We start from the raw sequence: 20,887 nt of genomic DNA, 5'->3' as shown, positions 1-20,887 counted from the left end.
GTTTTCGTTTAATGTGTTATCTAATTGTTATATTTTAAAAATGAATATCAAAGCCCATTCTAAAGGTGATGCTATCTTCATTTCCATTTTCAGTGGTATAGCTAATATCCGACTGTAACTTTAGTTTGTGACCAACAATAAATTTATTAACTCCCAACGTGTACTGTTTTAATGGTAATGTTTGAGTGATGCTTTCATAGTCAATAGTTGTAAAACGCGCAGCGATTTCATAGTTGTTCTTGAATAAGTAACCCGCTTGTAGGTTTAGAGCATTACCTGTTAAAACTATATTTCCTGTAGGAGTTGTGCCATCTGCTTCTGTTGCGATTTCATCGTCTGCAGTACGTTTGGCATATTCTCCCATAAATGAAAACCCTTTGTGTTTAAACATGGCGTCAGCAAACAATGTGGTTTGATCGGTTTCATATAGTGAACCGTCTGTTCTTATCATATAATCGCCTGCAAAGCCTCGTTCTCTAACAGCATCTTGATTGTAATTATAGGTAAAACCAACCATCAATTTTGGTTTTGGCTCACGTTTTAAATCAGATTGACTGTAATCACCTTTAGACTTAAACGTTCCGAAAGGTAAAAATTCTAAACGAGCGGTGTACTGTAAACCACCTTCATTACCCTCAGTGACATTACGACCTTCGCCTTGAGAAATTGAAATTTTTTCTCGCATTAAAAAATTACCACCTAAGTTGGTTTTATGTCGCAATTGAATACCTAAATCACGATCTATATTAAAACGGCTGTTTAGTAATGAGCGGTTTATTAATTGAAGATTTCCAGAAGACACAACACGTTCAACATTACCTGGAAGTTTCGTTTGTCCGGCCCATAATTCCCAGTTGCCATAAAAATTCCACATTAGAACTGCATCCAGAATGTAGCGTGGTGTATTTCTGTTAAATTGATTGGCACCAACAATATCTCTATTAGATAAACCTAATTCAATTTTATATATAAGTTTCGGACTATAAGCGAAGCCATCAAATTTTAATCGCGCACGACGAACTGTAAAATTATGTTCGGGACTTGTATACTGTTCACCGTCATGATTCCAAGATGAATTGGAACGTACTTGAAAACGAGGAGCAAATTTTATACTAAATGAACTGTCTTTAGCTGTAAAATTAATTAAACCTTTTCCAAAAGATGTGTCACTAATCTCTTGAGAGTTTGTATACGATACTGTACACAAAAGGAGTGCAAGTATAAATTTGGATTTCATTATTATAGTTTTTGTCGACTGCAAAGAACATGTTTTTATGTTAACTAAATGTTTCCAAATAATTAACTTTTAAAAACAGACTAAAAAAAAAAGACTGCTTTTTTAAAAAGCAGTCTCATTAGAAATCATAACTTAAAGTCGACAAAAACTAATTAAAATTTATGAAATCATAGATAGTGTACTAAAATACACATCATACAAATATGAGAATGTAAGGTAACTTTATTGTAATGCTAATATTATTTAATTATTAAGTTGATTGACAATTCAGTAATTGATATAAGCAAATGAAAATCAATTTGTTATAACTTTAATGTTAAATTAATGTTACGTAAATGTTTGCATATTGTAAACTTTTTCTTAACTTTGAGGTATAAATCAAACCCAAGTAACGCTATGAAAAAAATATGCTCGTTATTACTAATGTTAAGTGTGGTATTTACATTTGCACAAGAAACACCAAAAGTTGATCTTAAAAAAGATGGAGATTTAACTGTTGCAACCTATTATCACGATAATGGTAGTATTGAGCAACAAGGAACCTTTAATAAGGAAGGTGAATTGCATGGTGTTTGGACTAGCTATGATACTAGCGGGAAAAAAGTTACAGTGGGTAGTTATACCAATGGAAAGAAAACCGGTAAATGGTTATTTTGGTCTGGTGATACCTTAAGAGAGGTAGATTATGTAGACTCTAGAATTGCAAGTGTAAGCGAATGGACAGATAAAGTGCAAGTCGCTGTAAACAATAAATAAACATCTTATATAGTAGTAAGATAAAAAAGTTCCCAACGATTTTATTCGTTGGGAACTTTCTGTTTTAAAGGCTAAAAGAGTTTAAGTTTAGAACTTAAAGGTATAACCTAATGAGATTTCAGTACCTGGTTCTCTTAAAGAATATATTTGGTCTTCGGCTCCAAAGGAAACATAATCACTTTGTCTATCGCTGTTTAAAATATTAGTAACTTTAAAGTCTATAGACGAATTTTTCTTTTCACCGAATGATTTGTTTAAGGTAAAGTTTAAACTATTAAAAGGTTTTGTATACACATCTGGTACTAAACCAATACCTACTACCTGAAGCGTTTCTCCTTGAACATTATAAAATAGTCCAGTTTGTAAACCCCAATCTTGGTTGTTATAATCCAAACCAAAATTAAGTAAGTAAGGTGCTTGACCTTGTAAATCACGTTCTCTGTCAATAGATTCTCCATCTCTCGCAGCGAGTTGTCTACTGGTGAACTCGGCATCAGACATAGTTAATTCTGATTTTATAACAGATACATTGGCATTAAATTTAAGATTGTTAAGCCCTTCTGAAATAAAGCCAAGACGTTGTCTTAATTCTAATTCTACACCATAAACTTTAGCGTCTCCTAAATTATCAACCGTTAATTGTGTTGGTGCTTGTAAAAAGAAAGCTTGTTCAATAGGATCTTTAAAATCTTTATAAAAACCACTAATCGCAAACATTTGTCCGTTATCTCCAAAACGCTCAAACCTTAAATCAAAGTTGTTCACGTAGGTTGGAACCAAATCGATATTACCAATAAATAAACGGTTGGTAATAGGATCAAATATTTGAGCAACAGAAGCTTCTTTAAACGAAGGTCTTGCTGTAGTTCGTGAATACGATGTTCTAATGTTTGAATTGTCTGTTACCGAATAAATAAGGTTGGCCGATGGGAAGATGTCAAATTCATCGAGTATGGATTCTCTATCAAAAACTGTACTGCTATTTTGACCCGTATAATACGATTTAAAAAGCTCGGTTCTAATACCAAGAACTGTTTTTAATTTATCACTTACATTAAATTCTGCTGATAAATAAGTTGCCCCAATAATTTGTTCACCTTCATAGGCATCATTTGGATTAAACTGATCACCAAAGACCAAGTAGGTACCAGAATCAGAATCTGGAGTCCATAGATTTTCAGTAGCTAAAAGATTATTAGCATTGCCATCAGCAATAAATGAATCATCACCTTGAATGTTAAATGTATAATCGTCGATACTAAAATCTCTAAACTTATACGTGTAAGCTCCACCGAATTTTATTTTTCCAGGCTTCCCAAATATATCGATCGTTTTATCAAAATCAGTTTTTGCAGCCCAGCTTTCTTCGATTAGGTTTCTCCAAAGCTGAATTGGGAAAGTAGAAGCACTCGGACTAATAAAATACTCGCCTTCACCAGATTGTTGAAATGGTGTAATTCTGTGGGCCTTATCCATTACTTTTGAAAACGAAGGGGATAGCTTCCATTCAAAATTAAAGGCATTTTCATCAGCACTTAAACGATGTTTTCCTGTTAATAATAAATTGGTCACAGAGCGTTCGGTATAGGTAATCGAGTTTTTTGTTAAAGGTTCTAATCCGCCACCAACACCATCCTGAGAGATGACTTGACTAAATCTACCAGCTGTAGATTCCCCATTTTGAATGTGTAGTAAGTTTACTTTAAACTTTGACTTATCAGTTTTATAAGCCAATCCTAACATTCCGTTTAAAATCACATTATTGATACCTTCAGAACCACTAGAAGCTAATACAAAGTTTAAGTCTTTATCTGAAGCATCATCATTATTCTTTACATAAGCACCATCATTTCTATTTTCATAAAAAGTAGTTTCGTTTTTGTATGAAAATGAAGCTTGGTATCCTAACTTATCATCACCAATATCGTATTGATTACCTAACGTAAAACCAAAATCAAAGTTCATATTACTTTGCTCTTGTTTCGCTTGTAATTCTTTTAAAAACCTATTGGTAAGTGTATTTAATAAAAGTCTATTTTCAAAAGTTCCAGGAATTTGCTGGTATCTATTAATTGGTAAATTTCTGGTGCCATCATCATAGCCAAAAAAGTCGGTATCACTACCTTCAGAAGTTAGGTAGCTATCATTAAAGTGCATGTCTGGATTGTATCCCGAACCTAAAGAAATAGTGTATTCTGCTTTGGTAGGGAAATCTTTAGTTACAATATCAACAATACCACCTGTAAAATCTGCAGGATATTCTGCGGAAGCCGATTTCAATACGATAACATTATCTAAAATATTGGTTGGAAATAAATCCATTTGAATGGTATTTCTATCAGGATCTAAACCAGGAATATCAATTCCGTTTAATATAGATTTTGTGTAACGATCCCCAAGTCCTCTTACATAAACGTACTTTCCGCCTTCAATAGAGACGCCAGGAACACTTTTTACAGCACTTGCAAGATTACTTGCGCCTGTGCTTTTAATAGATTGTGCTGATAAACCATCTAAAACGACAACGGATTTCTTTTGTAAGTTTAATACTGAATTTTCTGTGTTACGTTTAACAGATGTGGTTACAATGACAGTATCTAGAGAATTGGTTTCTAAAGTGACATCAAGCGTAGTGACTTCTCCAGCTTTAATGACGACGTCTTCTATTTCTTGCGTATTGTATCCAACAAATGAGAATACTAAAGTATATGTTCCAGGATCTAACTCTAATTCAAATTTACCATCAAAATCTGAAGTCGTTCCGGTTGTAGTGCCTTTGACTAAGATATTAGCAAAAGCCATAGGTTCTACAAACTCACCATCAATAACATTACCTGCTACTTTTCCCTTTTGCGCATAAGCAAATCCAGTACCAATAAGTAGAAGTATGAGGAGTGAGTATATTTTTTTTTCCATAATTAGTGTATTATCTAAACACTACTACTCGTTACATAAATTGTTAACGAGTAGTAGTTTATAGTGTATGAGAGTGTTTTCTTATTCTAAAAAATACTGTGTTAACTTAAAGTTTCAATTTAGAAACCTAAGCCACCTGCAGTATTAGCATAAGTCCAAGCTAACTCTGAAGTTGTAGCTCCTACTGTATTCGCTCCTTGTGCTACTTCTGATGCCCATGCTGCTGCATCTGCAGTAAACGTCGTGATAAATGGCTCGTCAACATCATCATTGTTAATATCATCTTCGTCATCACAGTTTTCGACACATGCTACTTTTTCAACAAAAATGTTATGATCATCACCTGAGATTTCCCAGGTTCCGAAGGTTAAAAACCCATCTAAATAGTTTTGAGAAACCCCGTTGTTATCTAATTCAACATCTGAAGACTCTTTAAATCCGTAAGCGTAAATATTGCTTGTGTTTCCTCTTGCTCTACTTCTGTAGTCAGCATATTCACCATTACTTGTAACGGTATTTCCAATAATAGTACAGTTTTGTAATGTGAAAGACCCTTCGTTTCCTGAAGGTGTGCTTCCTTCTGGTCCATCTATTTCAAAGGCGTGATCAGAAAAATCACCTAAGACAACGACTGCATTATCAATAGTCCCAGAGTAAGCTTGATCTATATCTATAGCATCATCACCTTGAGCCCAAATAAGTAAGTTAGAAGCGTTTACAGTTCCACCAAAAAACTCGATACCGTCATCAACATTTGCAACAACTTCGATATTATTTATAACGGTTCCATTTCCTACACCACCTAAGGTTAAACCGTTTATTTCATTCCCTTCTCCAATTAAAGCACCACCATGGCGAATGGAGATATAAGATAATACGCCAGAATTATCAGCAGCATCAGTACCACCGTAAAGTCCAAATGTATCATCAGCAGGAATTCCTTCAATTTGAGCTTCAGTGATATCACCAGAGAAAGATGAAGGTGCATTTCCTAATACCAACAAACCACCCCAAAGTCCTCTGTCATTTTCATCTAGGTTAGTACCAGCAGTTTCTCCACAAGTAATATTATCACTTGTTGAAGTAAAAATGATAGGCTGAGTTGCAGTACCAACTGCGTTTATTTTTGCACCTCTTGCAATAATTAATGCCGAAGCTAAAGAACCTGTTCCCGGAGAACCTTTAATGATAGTTCCTTCTTGAATTGTTAAAGTAGCACCATTGTCTACAACAACTTTTTGGTTCAATCTATAGATATTATCGTTTGTCCAAGTGGTGTTTTCTGTAATCGCACCAGTGATATTAATTACCGGACAATCTTCGCCGCCGCCGTTTCCTTCGCCATTATTAATAATGGTAACTTCTTCAATAATGATTGGTGTGTCGTCATCTTTAAAGCAACTAGTGAAAACTAGAGAAGAAGCGATCAATGCAGATAATACTAATTTTTTCATGATATTTTTTTTAATAGTTTTTGTTATAGTAATAATGGTGCAAAGAAAGACGCATAATGTAAAGTCAAGGTTAATTGAGAATTAAACCTAAGTCAAAAAACCATTAACTCAATGTTACGTACTGAGCTATTTTTTATCTGATGGAAACATTAAATTAACATTGAAATATTCTATCTTGCAAAGACTAAAATTTATCTATGAATTGGGAACAATTACTCTCCTTAAAGCGGTTTGGAGATACTCATAAACGTTTACGAAAAGAACAAGACGAAACACGATTAGGTTTTGAAGTGGATTATGATAGAATCATTTTTTCTTCGGAATTCAGAAGCCTTCAGGATAAAACTCAAGTGGTACCAATGTCTAAAACCGACTTTGTACATACGCGCTTAACGCATAGTTTAGAAGTGAGTGTGGTTGGACGGTCTTTAGGGCGAAAGGTTGGACAACGTTTGTTAGAAAAGCATCCGCATTTAAGAGATGTTCATGGGTATCAAATTAATGATTTTGGAGCTATTGTAGCAGCTGCGGCATTAGCACATGATATAGGAAATCCGCCTTTTGGGCATTCGGGAGAAAAGGCAATTGGCGAATTTTTTAAATCTGGTGATGGTCGTTATTTTGAAGACCAGCTAACCAAAAAACAATATGAAGACCTCTGTAGTTTTGAAGGGAATGCTAACGGATTCAAAATTTTAACTGAAAGCCGACAAGGTCGTGTAGGAGGCTTACGATTGAGTTATGCCACACTTGGAGCATTTACAAAATATCCTAAAGAGTCGCTCCCTAAAAAGCCTTCATCTCATATTGCTGACAAAAAATACGGTTTTTTTCAGAGTGAAAAGGACTTGTTTGAAGACATTGCAAACGAGTTAGGTCTCGTTAAACGAGGCGCTAATGATGCTATTAGTTATTGTAGACATCCTTTAGTTTATCTGGTTGAAGCTGCCGACGATATTTGTTATACGATTATCGATTTTGAAGACGGCATCAATTTAGGTTTGATTCAAGAAGAATTTGCTCTAGAGTATTTAATCAATTTAGTACGAGATTCTATACAAACAAAAACTTATAACGCCTTAGAAAACACTCAGGACAGATTAAGTTATTTGCGCTCTTTGGCTATCAACACACTTATAAGTGAAGCCGTAGATATTTTTATGACGCATGAAGAAGAGATATTATCGGGAGCGTTTTCGAAAGCTTTGATGGATTATAGTGCTTACGAAGCTCAAATTACAGATATTATTACCTTAAGTATAGCAAAGGTTTATCAATCTGATGAAGTGATAGATAAAGAAATTGTAGGTTATAAGGTCATCCATGAGTTATTGAGTAGTTTTACAAAAGCTGTCGTTAATAATTTGAACGGTGAACCGTCTAATTTTGATAAGCTTATTCTTAAATCTATCAAGCAACATGTAGATTTAAATAAAACCAACCTCTATGATTCTTTACTATCGGTCTGCTTCTATGTCTCAAAAATGTCTGATGGAAATGCGATGATGGTGTATCAAAAACTCAAAGGCAATCACTTATAATTAGTAAAATGAAACCCTAAACTAATTTGGGTTAATGTTTTGTTGATATTAGTGTTGATAATTATTCTGAGAGTAGTTCCAAATCCCTAAAATTTACAAGATATTTGAATTATAAAGAAGGGAACTTTTAGGGGTTCCTTTTTTTGTTAGATGCATTTCATCGATTAAATTTGTATTTTAACGACAATTGACTATATTTGTTTAACCTAATCTTTTAAACCTACTCAGATGAAAAAGAATATTCTTGGAGCTGCAGTGATTTTTTTTGTAACATTAGCGTTTTTATTAATGCTTGATGATATTACAAGTAATGGTAATCATGAGCCACAACAAAACAATGTACAGGTTATAGATTCAAATGACCAGTCAGATATTGCTACTTTAGACGAAGACGAGCAATAGCATTAAACAAAAGACTTAAACTATCAGCATCAATCTTAATCGATTGATGTTGTTGTTTTATAGAGGCATGTTCAATAAATGTATCAGGTATCCCCAGAGTTTTTATAGGTTTTGTGTATTTGTGTTCTGAAGCAAATTCTAATACAGCGCTTCCAAATCCTCCAGACTTAACACCATCTTCAATGGTAATTATATAGGCATAAGTTTTAAAAATATGATGTAGTAAATTCTCATCTAAGGGTTTTACAAAACGCATATCATAATGAGAAATCAATTCAGCATCATCACTTTTATAAATAGCATTTTCTACATTAACAGCTACAGATCCAATACTTAAAACTGCTATATGTTTGCCTTGTTTTAGCTGAACACCTTTACCTATCTCAAGGGTTTCAAAGGGTTGTTGCCAATCAAGAATACTGCCACGACCTCTAGGGTATCGAATAGCAATAGGATGCTTTAATCCTAGTTGTGCAGTATACATAATATGCCGTAATTCGATTTCATTACGAGGTGCACAAATAATCATATTCGGAATACATCTTAAATAAGCCAAATCAAAAACACCATGATGAGTCGCGCCATCTTCACCAACCAAACCTGCACGATCTAAACAGAAAATTACCGGAAGGTTTTGAAGAGCTACATCATGGATGACTTGGTCATAGGCACGTTGTAAAAATGTAGAATAAATATTACAAAAGACAACCAAACCCTGGGTGGTCATTCCAGCTGCTAGAGTAACAGCATGTTGCTCTGCTATACCAACGTCAAAAGCACGTTCTGGCATTTGTTCCATCATATATTTTAATGAACTTCCTGTAGGCATGGCTGGTGTAATTCCAACAATATTAGGATTGGTTTTTGCAAGTTCAACAATGGTATGGCCAAATACATCTTGAAATTTAGGAGCTTCTTCTAAAGTTGTCTTCGGAAGGAGGTCTCCTGTAACCGAATCAAATTTTCCTGGCGCATGGTATTTTACCTGATCATCTTCAGCTTGTTTTAAGCCTTTTCCTTTGGTTGTAATCACATGTAAAAACTTGGGACCTTTAACCGACTTTAAGCGTTCTAATTCTGAAATTAATTCCGGTAAATCATGACCATCTATAGGTCCGGAATAATCAAAATTCAAGGCTTCAAAAATATTGTCTTGTCGTTCTTTTCCTTTCTTTACATTGGTTAAATACTGCTTTAAAGCGCCAACACTAGGATCAATCCCAATAGCATTATCATTTAAAATGACTAATAAATTTGCCTTAGTAACTCCAGCATGATTAAGGCCTTCAAATGCCATTCCGCTGGCAATCGAGGCATCACCAATGACGGCAATATGATGTTTGTCTTCACCTCTTAATTGAGAAGCAATGGCCATTCCTAAAGCTGCCGAAATTGAGGTAGAGGAGTGTCCGACACCAAAAGTATCATAGGTACTTTCATCTCGCTTAGGAAACCCACTAATGCCATCTTGTTGCCTATTGGTATGAAAATTATCTTTTCTTCCCGTTAGAATTTTATGTCCGTAAGCCTGGTGTCCAACATCCCAAATTAATTGATCTTTAGGTGTATTAAATACATAATGCAAGGCTAAAGTGAGTTCAACAACACCAAGACTCGCGCCAAGATGTCCTTCTTTAGTGGCAACAATATCTATAATGAATTCGCGTAACTCTTTGGCGAGTTGCGGCAATTGCTCAGGATTTAATTGTTTTAAATCTGAAGGAAAATTGATATGGTCTAATAGTCGCTTTTGCACCACACAAAAATACGAGAATTAATTAGTCTTCTATATCAAATACAATAGGTAAGTTGTAGATAATAGGAGTAAATAAATTTCGTTGTTTTCCAGGTATAAATTTAGGAAGTAGTTTAACAATTCTAATCGCTTCTTTTTCTAATTCTGGATGTGGAGCTCTTGTTTTTATGTCTTGTATTTGACCTGTTTCGTCGATTTTAAATTGTACATAAATTCTTTGTTTTCCTGATAGACCTATATGTTTTGTAGTTTCTATATTGAAATGCTTTTGAACAAAGGAATTCATCTTTGTATTGAAGTATGTTTGTTTTTCTTTACGTGTTAAATTTTGAGGTGTTTGCGGAAACTCTGGTGGTACATCAACTGTAATTAGTCCTACTAAAAAATCATCTTCAATTTCAAGCATGCCTTCTACTTCTGGATACTCGGGCTCAACAATTGAATCTATAGCAACAGGGGATTTTTCCTCATTGATAATATCGCCTGTTAGAATAACCAAACCGTTTAAAATGGGTTTAGGAGGCGCAGTAATCGGGTTCTTTTTAGTGCTTTGATGCTCCATTTTTGTTTTTGCGGCACACGCTGTTGTTGTATCTGTTTCTTGTTTGATTTCAACCTGAGTGGAATCCATTACAGTTTTAATGATCTCAACACGTTCTATTTTTTTGGACTGCCCTTTTTCATCAGAACAATTAAATAAGGTTGTTCCCATAGCTAATAATAAAGCCAATAAAAATAGTTTCTGAAGACTTAATTGTTGGTCGAATACTGTTTCTGAAATCTGTAGATTAACGGTATCCAATTGCTTCTGTTTGATATGTCCGCAAATGCGTTTGTGCTTGTTTTCATGAATGTAATTTTGAATTTCGTCGCTGTTCATTTTAGTGAAATCGACAACCGTTTTTGAACACGACTGGCAAAAACGTCCTTTGTCGTTAGGTGTCATTGTAGACCAATTTTCATGACACGGTTTGGGAATTGAAATGGAATAACGTGTTTTCATAGTGGATTGATTTCTTTTATGGCATCAAATGTCTTGCCATGTTTACGATGAATTCATTTAGAATTGTATTTTTACAACTATGGAAAACCCGTTTGACGATACTTACTATATGAAAAAAGCGTTGCAGGAAGCTGAAACGGCTTTTGATAAAGGCGAAATTCCTGTTGGTGCTATTGTGGTTATCAACGATCGAATTATTGCAAGAGCTCATAATCTCACCGAACTTTTAAATGATGTTACGGCACATGCCGAAATGCAGGCAATTACTGCCGCAGCTAATTTTTTAGGCGGAAAGTATCTAACAAACTGTACGTTATACGTGACTTTAGAGCCTTGTCAGATGTGTGCAGGTGCTTTATACTGGAGTCAGGTTTCTAAGATTGTTTATGGTGCCAGAGATGAAGAACGTGGTTGCATACATTTAAAAACAAAGCTACATCCAAAAACTAAAATGGTTGGTGGAGTTTTAGCAGATGAAGCGTCAGCATTATTAAAACGGTTTTTTATAGAGAAACGAAATTTGAATTAAGCCTAGCACATTAACGATTGAGCGTTTTGTTTGAGCTCTTCCCGATGTATTATTGGGAAAGCAAGTAGTGAAATAGTTATATTCTTGAGTTCCATATTATAAAACAGAAACCCACGAATAAAGCGAAGTAGTAAACACCAGAAATAAAACACAAAAAAAACGTCTAACTTTCGTTAGACGTTGAAACTGTAATATAAAGTATATCTTCTTAAAGAACTTGTACGTTAGCCGCAACCATTCCTTTTCTTCCTTCTTCTTCTGTGTACTCTACACTATCGCCTTCGCGTAACTCAACACCGTTAAGGTTTGATACGTGTACGAAAATGTCTTTTCCTGTTTCTTCGTTGGTAATGAATCCAAATCCTTTTGAATCATTAAAAAATTTAACTGTTCCAGTCATGGTAATAAAAATATATATTAATTAAGGTGCAAAGGTATGATTTATAACAATGCAATGTATTAATAAATTGTAATTTTTTAAATAATTGACTCTCAGTGCGTTTAGTTTTTCTGATTTTCACGCATTTTTTCTAAGTTCTCTTGGGTAAGCATATAATCTTTTATGTTTTTGCCTTTCCATCTATGGTAGGCAAATAATGGAAAAACGACGACAAATAATCCAAGAACACCAAATCCGATTAGTTTTTGGGTATAATCAACGTCTAAAACATAACCACAAATAATACTACCAAGTGATGCGATTAAGGCGACAAGTATAAAATATTTCATGTAAACAATAAAAAGTTTAATGCTCGGTTTAGGTTGTAAAATTAATCAATTCGCGGCGATAAGCTGTTAGTAATTTAGACTTTGAAACAAAGCCATAGTACTTTTTGTTTCGGATTACAGGTAAATTCCAAGCAGCCGTATCCTGAAATTTTTTCATCACCACTTTCATAGAATCTGTTTCGTAATGAATATGTTCTGGCGGACTGTGCATAAAGGTTTCTACCGAAGTGGTATTGTAAAGTGATTGGTCAAACATAACAGTTCTAATATCATCAAGTAAGATAATACCAACGAGATGTTGGTTTTCGTCTACCACTGGAAATAAATTCCGACTTGATTTGGCAACACCTTGATGTAGCATTTCACCTAGTGACATATCGGGATTAAGGATGGTGAAATCTTGCTCAATAACGCTATCCAACTTCATAAGGGTTAACACCGACTGGTCTTTATTATGTGTGAGTAGTTCACCTTTTTCAGCAAGCTCTTTCGTATAAATAGTATGATCGACAGCATTTTTAGTGATAATGAAGGACATAGAAACAGTAATCATCAAAGGAACAAATAATTGATAACCACCAGTGATTTCAGCAATTAAGAAAATAGCGGTTAAAGGCGCATGAAGCACACCAGCAATGAGCCCAGCCATGCCAATAAGCGTAAAATTAGATTCAGATACCTGAAATCCTAAACCGATATTATTAATGATTTTTGCGACGACATTTCCTAAGGCACTACCCATAACCATGGTTGGAATGATAATTCCGCCAGCACCACCAGCAGCGAAGGTTGTGGTCATGGCAACGGCTTTAAAAATGGTAATTCCAATGAGTAATGCGATGACTACCCAAATATTATCGAGATAATCATCAAAAGGCGTTTTACCTAATGCATGCAAGTGATTACCGTCTAAAAGGTCATTTATAAATCCGAAACCTTCACCATACAATGGCGGAATAAAATACAACATCACACCAATGGCCAAACCTCCAACAATGAGTTTTTGTCCGTTGGTTTTAAACCGTTCAAAAAACTTATAAACAGCAAAGTATATTTTGGAGAAATAGATGGAAGCGATTCCGGTTCCAATTCCTAAAATAATAAAAAACAAGGTGTCTCTCAATGCAAATGTGGTAGACACATTATAGTTGAATAAGACGCCGTTTCCGACAAAAAAATAGGAGGTTAATACTGAAGAAACGGAAGCAATCAGAAGCGGTAATAATGACGCAAAAGTTAAATCGAGACTAAACACTTCTACAGCAAAAATAATAGCTGCAATTGGTGACTGAAAGATAGAAGCGATGGCACCAGCGGCTGCACAACCAATTAACAAGGTTCTTGTTTTTCTATCGACATGAAACAACTGACCAATATTAGAGCTCACCGCAGATGCCGAAGCAATTGCAGGACCAAGTAGCCCAACCGAACCTCCAAAACCAGCAGTTAAAGGCGCTGTAATTAAAGGCAAATAGATCTTACTTCGCTTGAGGAGTCCGTTTTTTTTCGACAACGAAAATAAAATACTGGGAATGGCATGTTCAACCTTTTGTTTAGAGACGTATTTCACAAAAAGATATACTAACCAAAGTCCGATAATTGGAAGAATAAAATAAATACTATTTTGAGATACAATAATTCCTTTAGATAGCAGCCATTCTATGCCGTAAGTAATATTTTTAATAGTTACAGAGACTAATCCTGCAAGTAAGCCAATAAGAATTGCCAATAGAAACACAAAGTTTTTTTGCGAGATGTACTTATACCGCAAAATGAGTAAACGCTTTATGAGGTTTTGGGTTGGCATAGATTAAATCTACTAAAAAATCCTGTCAAAATACACAGAAGCCTTAGCAAAGATGTAAACTTAACTTAAATTGTTAATCTAAAATTATGAGATACTGAACCAAGTTCAGCATGACAAAAAAATTATGGTTTTAAGTTAAGTTTTAAACTCAACTCTGTCAATTGCTCTTCATCGATTGGAGCAGGCGCATCAATCATGACATCACGACCATTATTGTTTTTTGGAAAGGCGATAAAATCACGAATGGTCTCTTGTCCGCCAAGAATAGCTACCAGTCGATCCAATCCAAAAGCGAGTCCACCATGAGGAGGCGCACCATATTGGAAGGCATCCATTAAGAATCCGAATTGCGCTTTAGCCTCTTCAGGAGTAAAACCTAAGTAATCAAACATTAAGGCTTGTGTTTCTTTATCATGAATACGAATCGAACCACCACCAATTTCATTTCCGTTAAGCACTAAATCGTAAGCATTAGCTTTTACAGCTCCAGGATCGGTTTTTAATAATTCTATTTGTCCAGGTTTTGGAGAGGTAAACGGATGGTGCATCGCATGGTAGCGTTTGGTGTCTTCGTCCCATTCTAAAAGCGGGAAATCCATGACCCAAAGTGGTGCGAATGTCTTCGGATCTCTTAATCCTAAACGTTCAGCTAATTCCATACGTAAAGCACTCAATTGCGCTCTAACTTTGTTCGTAGCTCCTGAAAGCACACAGATTAAATCCCCTGGTTTTGCACCAGTCACTTCGGCCCATTTTGCTAAATCGTCTTGGTCGTAGAATTTATCTACGGAAGACTTATAGGTTCCGTCGTCATTACATCTACAGTAGACCATTCCTAAAGCACCTACTTGCGGACGCTTGACCCAATCAATAAGTTTATCAATTTCTTTTCTAGTGTAAGTGTTTCCGCCAGGAACTGCAATTCCAACCACTAATTCGGCTGAATTGAAGACGTTAAAATCTTTGTGTTGTGCGACAGCATTTAATTCGCCAAATTCCATTCCGAAGCGAATGTCTGGTTTGTCATTTCCGTAGAGACGCATGGCATCATCATAAAGCATTCGTGGAAATTTTTCAACCTCTACACCATTAACTTCTTTTAATAAATGACGCGTTAATCCTTCAAAAGCATTTAAAATATCTTCTTGTTCTATAAAGGCCATTTCGCAGTCAATCTGAGTGAATTCAGGCTGTCTGTCGGCACGTAAATCTTCATCTCTAAAGCATTTTACAATCTGAAAGTATTTGTCCATTCCTCCAACCATTAACAGTTGCTTAAAGGTTTGAGGCGATTGCGGAAGTGCATAAAACTGACCTTCATTCATACGAGAAGGCACTACAAAATCACGAGCTCCTTCAGGTGTTGATTTGATTAAATAAGGTGTTTCAACTTCAATAAATCCTTCTTTAGATAAATAGTTTCTGACTTCCTGAGTTACTTTATGTCTAAAAATCAAGCTGTTTTTTACAGGATTACGACGAATATCCAAGTAGCGGTATTTCATTCGTAATTCTTCACCACCATCAGTGTCATCTTCAATAGTAAATGGCGGTAACTGCGCTTCGTTTAATATGTTTAATTCTGAAACCAAGATTTCAATATCACCTGTAGGCATATTAGGGTTTTTGGAAGCACGTTCGATCACGTTTCCTTTGACCTGAATGACGAACTCACGGCCTAAATCCTGAGCTTGTTTCATCATGTCTTTAGAGGTGCGTTCTTCATCAAAGACCAATTGCGTGATACCGTATCGGTCGCGTAAATCGACCCAAACGATAAACCCTTTATCTCTTGATTTTTGAACCCAACCTGCAAGGGTAACTTCTGTATTGATGTGTGATGCTCTTAATTCACCACAATTATGACTTCTGTACATATTGAAATTTTAATCGTGCAAATTTAATGAAGTTTACTGAGTATTAAATAAAAAAGCCTCAACAATTGTTGAGGCTCTTTTCGCTATTAATCAAACCTTTTCTAATTCCCTAAAAGGTTTCTCATACTTTAATATAAAATCAAAGTATATTGTTAAAATTGAAATTCAATTTTTAGTCGTTAATGATGTCTTGCTCAGTCAGCGGAATTACTTCTGCTGAGGTGTTTTTACTTCTCAACCACATTTTTAAACGTGTGACTAGGTAAAATAAAATAGGCACCACAATTAAGGTTAAGAAGGTGGCTATTAATAATCCGTAGATAACGGTCCAGGCTAAAGGTCCCCAGAACACTACATTGTCACCTCCCATATAAATGTTAGGATTGAAATCGGCAAACAGCGTAAAGAAGTTGATGTTTAAACCAATCGCTAACGGAATTAATCCTAAAATAGTGGTAATAGCCGTTAGTAATACAGGTCTTAAACGTGCTTTTCCAGCTTTGACGATACTCTCAAAAAGATCGTCTTTAGATAAGTAAGCATCTTCATCTAGGTCTAATTCGTTTTTCTTACGATCAATTAAAAGTTGGGCATAATCTAGAAGTACCACACCGTTGTTTACTACAATTCCGGCGAGCGAAATTATGCCCACCATGGTCATCATAATTACAAAGGCACTACCAGAGATGACGATACCACCAAATACACCAATAAAACTCAAGAAGATAGCCAGCATAATGATGGCAGGCTTTGATACAGAATTGAACTGAAATATAAGTATGAAGAAAATCAATCCTAAACCAGTAAAAAACGCACCCATTAAAAATGCCATTTGTTTATTCTGTTCTTCAATTTGACCTGTATAATCTATTTTGATATCATCAGGCAAGCCTTCATAGCTTTTCATTTCATTCTGAATTTGAGTCACAATCGCTCCAGCATCTGTATATCCAGGAGCTAATGCAGAGTAAACCGTTACCACACGTCTTGTGTCTTTATGCTTGATAGCACTAAAACCAGAATTATTTTTCTGCTTAGCAACTGCAGATAATGGAATCTCTTTAATTTGTCCTGTATTATCTCTAAAGGTGATATTTTGATTAAATAAAGCACTGGTATTGTATCTATTAGCTTCATTAAATCTTACATAGATATCAAAATCGTCACCATCTTCTTTGTAAATTCCTGCTTTCGCACCAAAAATTGAGTTTCGCAACTGGTCACCAATTTGCTTCGCACTAATGCCTAACTCACCAGCTTTTTCTCTATCAATTTCAACCAACATAGTTGGCTTGTCTTTATTAACGTCTATTTTAAGCTCGTCAATACCAGCAACATTCTTTGAATTGATAAATTCACGCATTTGCTCGGCAGTGGCAATAAGTTCGTTATAGTCATTACCTTCAATTTCAATATTAATCGGTGAACCTGCTGGCGGTCCGTCAACATTTTTCTCTACAGAAATTAAAACACCTGGATAAATACCAACTAAGGCTTCTTGTACCTTCTGACGCAGTAATTCACTGTCTTTGCCACGACGGTATTTATATTCTCGCATCGATGCTGTAATCTTAGCTTTGTGAGGCATTTCGGCAGAAGAACCACCATCAGTTTGCGGATTTCCGGCACCTTCACCAACTTGAGATACGGCACTTTCAACTAAGAAGTTTCTGTCGCCATCCATGTATTCACTTTGGTTGATAACCTGATAAACACGTTGTTCAATTTGTTTGGTGATGGCATTGGTTTTTTCAATCGCAGTTCCTTGTGGATATTCGATATACACAATAATCTGGTTAGGCTTATTATCTGGGAAAAATTCCACTTTTGTACGTTGTGTTCCTAAGGAAATTCCGAAGGCAATAAACGCAGCAATAAGTAATAAAAACGTACCAATACTTAAGATATAAGGCCGCTTTTTAGACAAGGCACGACGTAATTGACGTTCGTACCAATTCTCTAATTTCACTAAAGATTTATTCTGGAAATTATTGGCCCAGTTTCTGATAAAAAAGCGATAAGCCCAAAGCATTACAGCTGTAAAAATCATAATGGTTCCTAAACCTCTGTAAGCACCTCCAAAAAGAAGGATAAGTAAGCCAATAACAGCAACAATAATGGTGATTCTAATAATTTGTTTAAGAGGCATGTCCTTGTCTTCAATCGTCATGTATCGTGAAACCAAAACAGAGTTAAAGAATATAGCCACAAATAATGAGGAGCCTAATACAATAGATAAGGTAATCGGTAGAATTTTCATAAACTCACCCATGATGCCTGGCCAGAGTCCTAACGGTACAAAGGCAGCAACTGTGGTTAAGGTGGAAATGATAATTGGGAATGCAATTTCTCCAATACCTTTCTTTGCAGCTTCAATACGGCTCATGCCTTCTTCGTCCATTAATCTATAGACATTTTCAACAACCACAATACCATTGTCTACCAGCATTCCCAGTCCCATAATGAGACCAAAAAGTACCATGGTATTTAAGCTATACCCAATAAGACTTAATATCATGAGCGACATGAACATGGACATCGGGATTGCAAATCCGACGAATAAAGCGTTTTTAAATCCTAAGAAGAACATTAAAACCGTTACCACGAGAATGACACCAAAAATGATGTTATTGACCAAGTCATCAACTTGGCCAATAGTTACAGATGATTGGTCGTTGGTAATGGTTACTTCTAAATCCTGAGGAAACACATTATCAATTGCATCCTGTACAATGACTTGTATTTGCTCAGCAGCAGCTACCATGTTTTTTCCCGCACGTTTTTTGACATCGAGCATAACAACAGGTTCGCCAGACTTTCTTGCAAAAGTGGTTTTGTCTTCTTCTTTAAATGATACAGAAGCCACATCTTTGAGATAGATGGCATTACCGTTTTCAGATTTAACGACGAAATTTTCAAGCTCTGAAGGCTTTTCTATTTCTCCAATAATTCTAATGGTACGACGTTGGCCACTCGCTTTTAAGTTTCCGGCAGATTGAGTGAGATTCCCATTTCCGATGGCACCAAGAATATCGCTAAACGTGACTTTTGCAGCCATCATTTTATAGATATCTACGGCAACTTCAACTTCTTTTTCCTGGGCACCTCTAATATCTGCTTTTTTGATTTCCTGTAAATCTTCAATTTCATCTTGAAGGTATTCAGCAAAATCTTTAAGTTTTTCAACGGGATAATCTCCAGAAATATTAATGTTTAAGATGGGCATTTCTTCCGAAAGGCTGAGCTCAAAAACATCAGGTTCTACTTTAGCACCATTAAAGGTTGGCCAATCTTCACTAGCAGTTTCACTGTCGATCTCATCTTTTACTTTTTGCTTGGCTTGATCTACAGTAATGTTTTCATCAAACTCTACAATAAGCATCGAATAATCTTCTTGAGATGTTGAGGTGATTTCTACAACATTACTTACGGTTTTTAGCTGGTCTTCCAGAGGATCTGTGACAAGTTTTTCGATATCTTCTGCTGTATTTCCCGGAAATACGGTGCTTACGTAAATTTTAGTTTCGTTGACTTCTGGGAAATTTTCTCTAGGCATGCTAAAAAACGCAGATACACCCAGATAGAAAAAGACAGCAATAAGCACATACATCGTGGTTTTGTTGTTTATGGCCCACGATGAGAATCCGAACTCTTTATCGGTATTTTTCTTTTTCTTAGTTGTCATCATTGCCTTCTTCTTTATAGTTAATGACTTCAACCGATTGACCGTCTTTTACACTACGCGCTCCTTCTTTAATAATTTCAACCCCTTGTTCAAGATTATTTAAGACTTCAATAACATCGCCTTGCGTTTTTCCTGTTTCAATAATTAAACGTTTTGCAACACCAATACCTTTTTCATCTTTATCGGTAACGATGTATATATATTGTTCGCCATCGGCATTTTCAGATATAACACTCTGCGGAATTAATATCGCATTCTCGTTAGTGTAATCGTTAATTTTTAATCGTGCAGTAAGATTAGGCTTTATGTTTTTGTCTTTATTTGGAACTTCGATTTCTGCTTTGAAGGTTCGGTTAGCCGGATTGATGAAATCACTGGCTTGACGAATTTTTGTGTCTATAGTTTTCCCTAACACTGGAAGGTTAACTTCAACTTTTTTGCCTTTAGTAACATTGGAAACATAACTTTCAGGAACTTCAACCTCAATATACATATCATCAAGATTTACGATACGCATTAATTGTGTTTGACCAGCAGCAACAACGCTTCCTTGTTCTGTAATCACATCATCAATGGTTCCTGTAAAAGGCGCTCTTACCGAAGTTTTAGCGATTTGTTGTTGTAATTGATTGACCACTTCTTGCTGTGATTCGTAGGTTGATTTCGCTTGTAAAAACTGGATTTCACTACCAATATTTTGATCCCAAAGGCGCTTTTGACGCTCGTAAGTGGTTTTAGCTAAATCGGTTTGAATACGTAATTGAGCTAATTGCTGACTTAAGCCACCATCGTCAATTTTGGCAAGTAGTTGTCCTTTATTTACTTTCTGTCCTTCTTTTACATACACCTTAGTTAAAATCCCGTTATACTCTGGAGTAATAACTAAGAGGTTTTTAGTAGTAACATTTCCCTGAAGTTCTAAAACGTGCTCAAATTTTTCGGTTTGTGCTGTGAAGGTTGTTATAAGTGGCACATGTTTAGTTGTATCTATTGTTTTGATTTTTTCATCTAACAATTTAATTTGTTCGTTAATGGTTTGTTGCTCATTAACTAATTCGCCACGTTTTTTACGAATGACTTCAAGGCTATTGCTTTCTAAAACGCTCTCTACCGAATTCTTCTTTTGTTCGCCACAAGAGGCCAGAAGGATTGAGGCTAATATGATTGTATATAAATTTTTCATGTTTTGATGTAT

15 protein-coding genes are annotated in these 20,887 nt (G+C 35.5%); 4 read left to right on the top strand and 11 right to left on the bottom strand.

Features of this window, described 5'->3' with window-relative positions; translation table 11 throughout:
• Nucleotides 1–34 precede the first annotated feature (34 nt).
• Nucleotides 35–1,237 (bottom strand): OprO/OprP family phosphate-selective porin, encoded by a 1,203-nt coding sequence (locus N4270_RS04635; RefSeq protein WP_260095767.1) that lies wholly within the window; start codon nt 1,235–1,237, stop codon nt 35–37.
• A gap of 396 nt (nt 1,238–1,633) precedes the next feature.
• Between N4270_RS04635 and N4270_RS04630 the strand changes: the two genes are divergently transcribed.
• On the top strand, nt 1,634–1,993 hold the full coding sequence (locus N4270_RS04630) for a toxin-antitoxin system YwqK family antitoxin (protein ID WP_260095766.1): 360 nt from the start codon (nt 1,634–1,636) through the stop codon (nt 1,991–1,993).
• An 87-nt stretch (nt 1,994–2,080) separates the two neighbouring features.
• Here N4270_RS04630 and N4270_RS04625 read toward each other — a convergent pair whose 3' ends face one another.
• Nucleotides 2,081–4,909, bottom strand: a complete 2,829-nt coding sequence (locus N4270_RS04625) for a TonB-dependent receptor (RefSeq protein WP_260095765.1) — start codon at nt 4,907–4,909, stop codon at nt 2,081–2,083.
• A 119-nt stretch (nt 4,910–5,028) separates the two neighbouring features.
• Nucleotides 5,029–6,363 carry a hypothetical protein gene (locus N4270_RS04620; protein ID WP_260095764.1) on the bottom strand — a complete coding sequence of 445 codons (1,335 nt, stop codon included), beginning with the start codon at nt 6,361–6,363 and terminating at the stop codon, nt 5,029–5,031.
• A gap of 197 nt (nt 6,364–6,560) precedes the next feature.
• Here N4270_RS04620 and N4270_RS04615 point away from each other — a divergent pair, with 197 nt between their 5' ends.
• On the top strand, nt 6,561–7,904 hold the full coding sequence (locus tag N4270_RS04615; protein ID WP_260095763.1) for a deoxyguanosinetriphosphate triphosphohydrolase: 1,344 nt from the start codon (nt 6,561–6,563) through the stop codon (nt 7,902–7,904).
• Nucleotides 7,905–8,132: 228 nt separating this feature from the next.
• A complete protein-coding gene (locus N4270_RS04610; RefSeq protein ID WP_260095762.1) occupies nt 8,133–8,306 on the top strand; it encodes a hypothetical protein in 174 nt (57 codons plus the stop codon).
• On the opposite strand, the gene N4270_RS04605 is transcribed toward N4270_RS04610, so the two are convergent.
• Together N4270_RS04605 and N4270_RS04600 are read right to left on the bottom strand one after the other, a co-directional pair.
• A complete protein-coding gene (locus tag N4270_RS04605; protein ID WP_260095761.1) occupies nt 8,281–10,062 on the bottom strand; it encodes a 1-deoxy-D-xylulose-5-phosphate synthase in 1,782 nt (593 codons plus the stop codon). The two genes, N4270_RS04610 and N4270_RS04605, sit on opposite strands and share 26 nt — an antisense overlap.
• 22 nt (nt 10,063–10,084) lie before the next feature.
• Entirely contained in the window at nt 10,085–11,065 is a 981-nt protein-coding gene (locus N4270_RS04600; RefSeq protein ID WP_260095760.1) for an energy transducer TonB, read from the bottom strand.
• A 79-nt stretch (nt 11,066–11,144) separates the two neighbouring features.
• On the opposite strand from N4270_RS04600, the gene N4270_RS04595 reads away from it, so the two are divergent.
• Nucleotides 11,145–11,594 (top strand): nucleoside deaminase, encoded by a 450-nt coding sequence (locus N4270_RS04595; protein WP_260095759.1) that lies wholly within the window; start codon nt 11,145–11,147, stop codon nt 11,592–11,594.
• A gap of 208 nt (nt 11,595–11,802) precedes the next feature.
• Here N4270_RS04595 and N4270_RS04590 read toward each other — a convergent pair whose 3' ends face one another.
• The 6 genes from N4270_RS04590 to N4270_RS04565 all read right to left on the bottom strand — a co-directional run bounded on the left by N4270_RS04590 (nt 11,803) and on the right by N4270_RS04565 (nt 20,875).
• Nucleotides 11,803–11,994, bottom strand: a complete 192-nt coding sequence (locus tag N4270_RS04590) for a cold-shock protein (protein WP_260095758.1) — start codon at nt 11,992–11,994, stop codon at nt 11,803–11,805.
• Between the two features lie 101 nt (nt 11,995–12,095).
• Nucleotides 12,096–12,323: a hypothetical protein gene (locus tag N4270_RS04585; RefSeq protein ID WP_260095757.1), complete on the bottom strand. Its 228-nt coding sequence runs from the start codon at nt 12,321–12,323 to the stop codon at nt 12,096–12,098.
• Between the two features lie 28 nt (nt 12,324–12,351).
• Nucleotides 12,352–14,130: a chloride channel protein gene (locus N4270_RS04580; RefSeq protein WP_260095756.1), complete on the bottom strand. Its 1,779-nt coding sequence runs from the start codon at nt 14,128–14,130 to the stop codon at nt 12,352–12,354.
• Between the two features lie 122 nt (nt 14,131–14,252).
• Nucleotides 14,253–16,007, bottom strand: coding sequence for an aspartate--tRNA ligase (gene aspS, locus N4270_RS04575; protein WP_260095755.1), 1,755 nt, complete (start codon nt 16,005–16,007; stop codon nt 14,253–14,255).
• Nucleotides 16,008–16,179: 172 nt separating this feature from the next.
• Complete coding sequence (locus N4270_RS04570) at nt 16,180–19,692, bottom strand: efflux RND transporter permease subunit (protein WP_260096128.1); 3,513 nt, start codon at nt 19,690–19,692, stop codon at nt 16,180–16,182.
• On the bottom strand, nt 19,682–20,875 hold the full coding sequence (locus N4270_RS04565) for an efflux RND transporter periplasmic adaptor subunit (RefSeq protein WP_260095754.1): 1,194 nt from the start codon (nt 20,873–20,875) through the stop codon (nt 19,682–19,684). The genes N4270_RS04570 and N4270_RS04565 overlap by 11 nt, the downstream gene beginning before the upstream one ends.
• Nucleotides 20,876–20,887: the final 12 nt, after the last annotated feature.

This window comes from Psychroserpens sp. SPM9 (genome assembly GCF_025153525.1).
GTDB lineage: Bacteria > Bacteroidota > Bacteroidia > Flavobacteriales > Flavobacteriaceae > Psychroserpens.
Note: the sequence above shows the minus strand (reverse complement) of the source record. Positions and strands in the feature narration are given on the sequence as shown.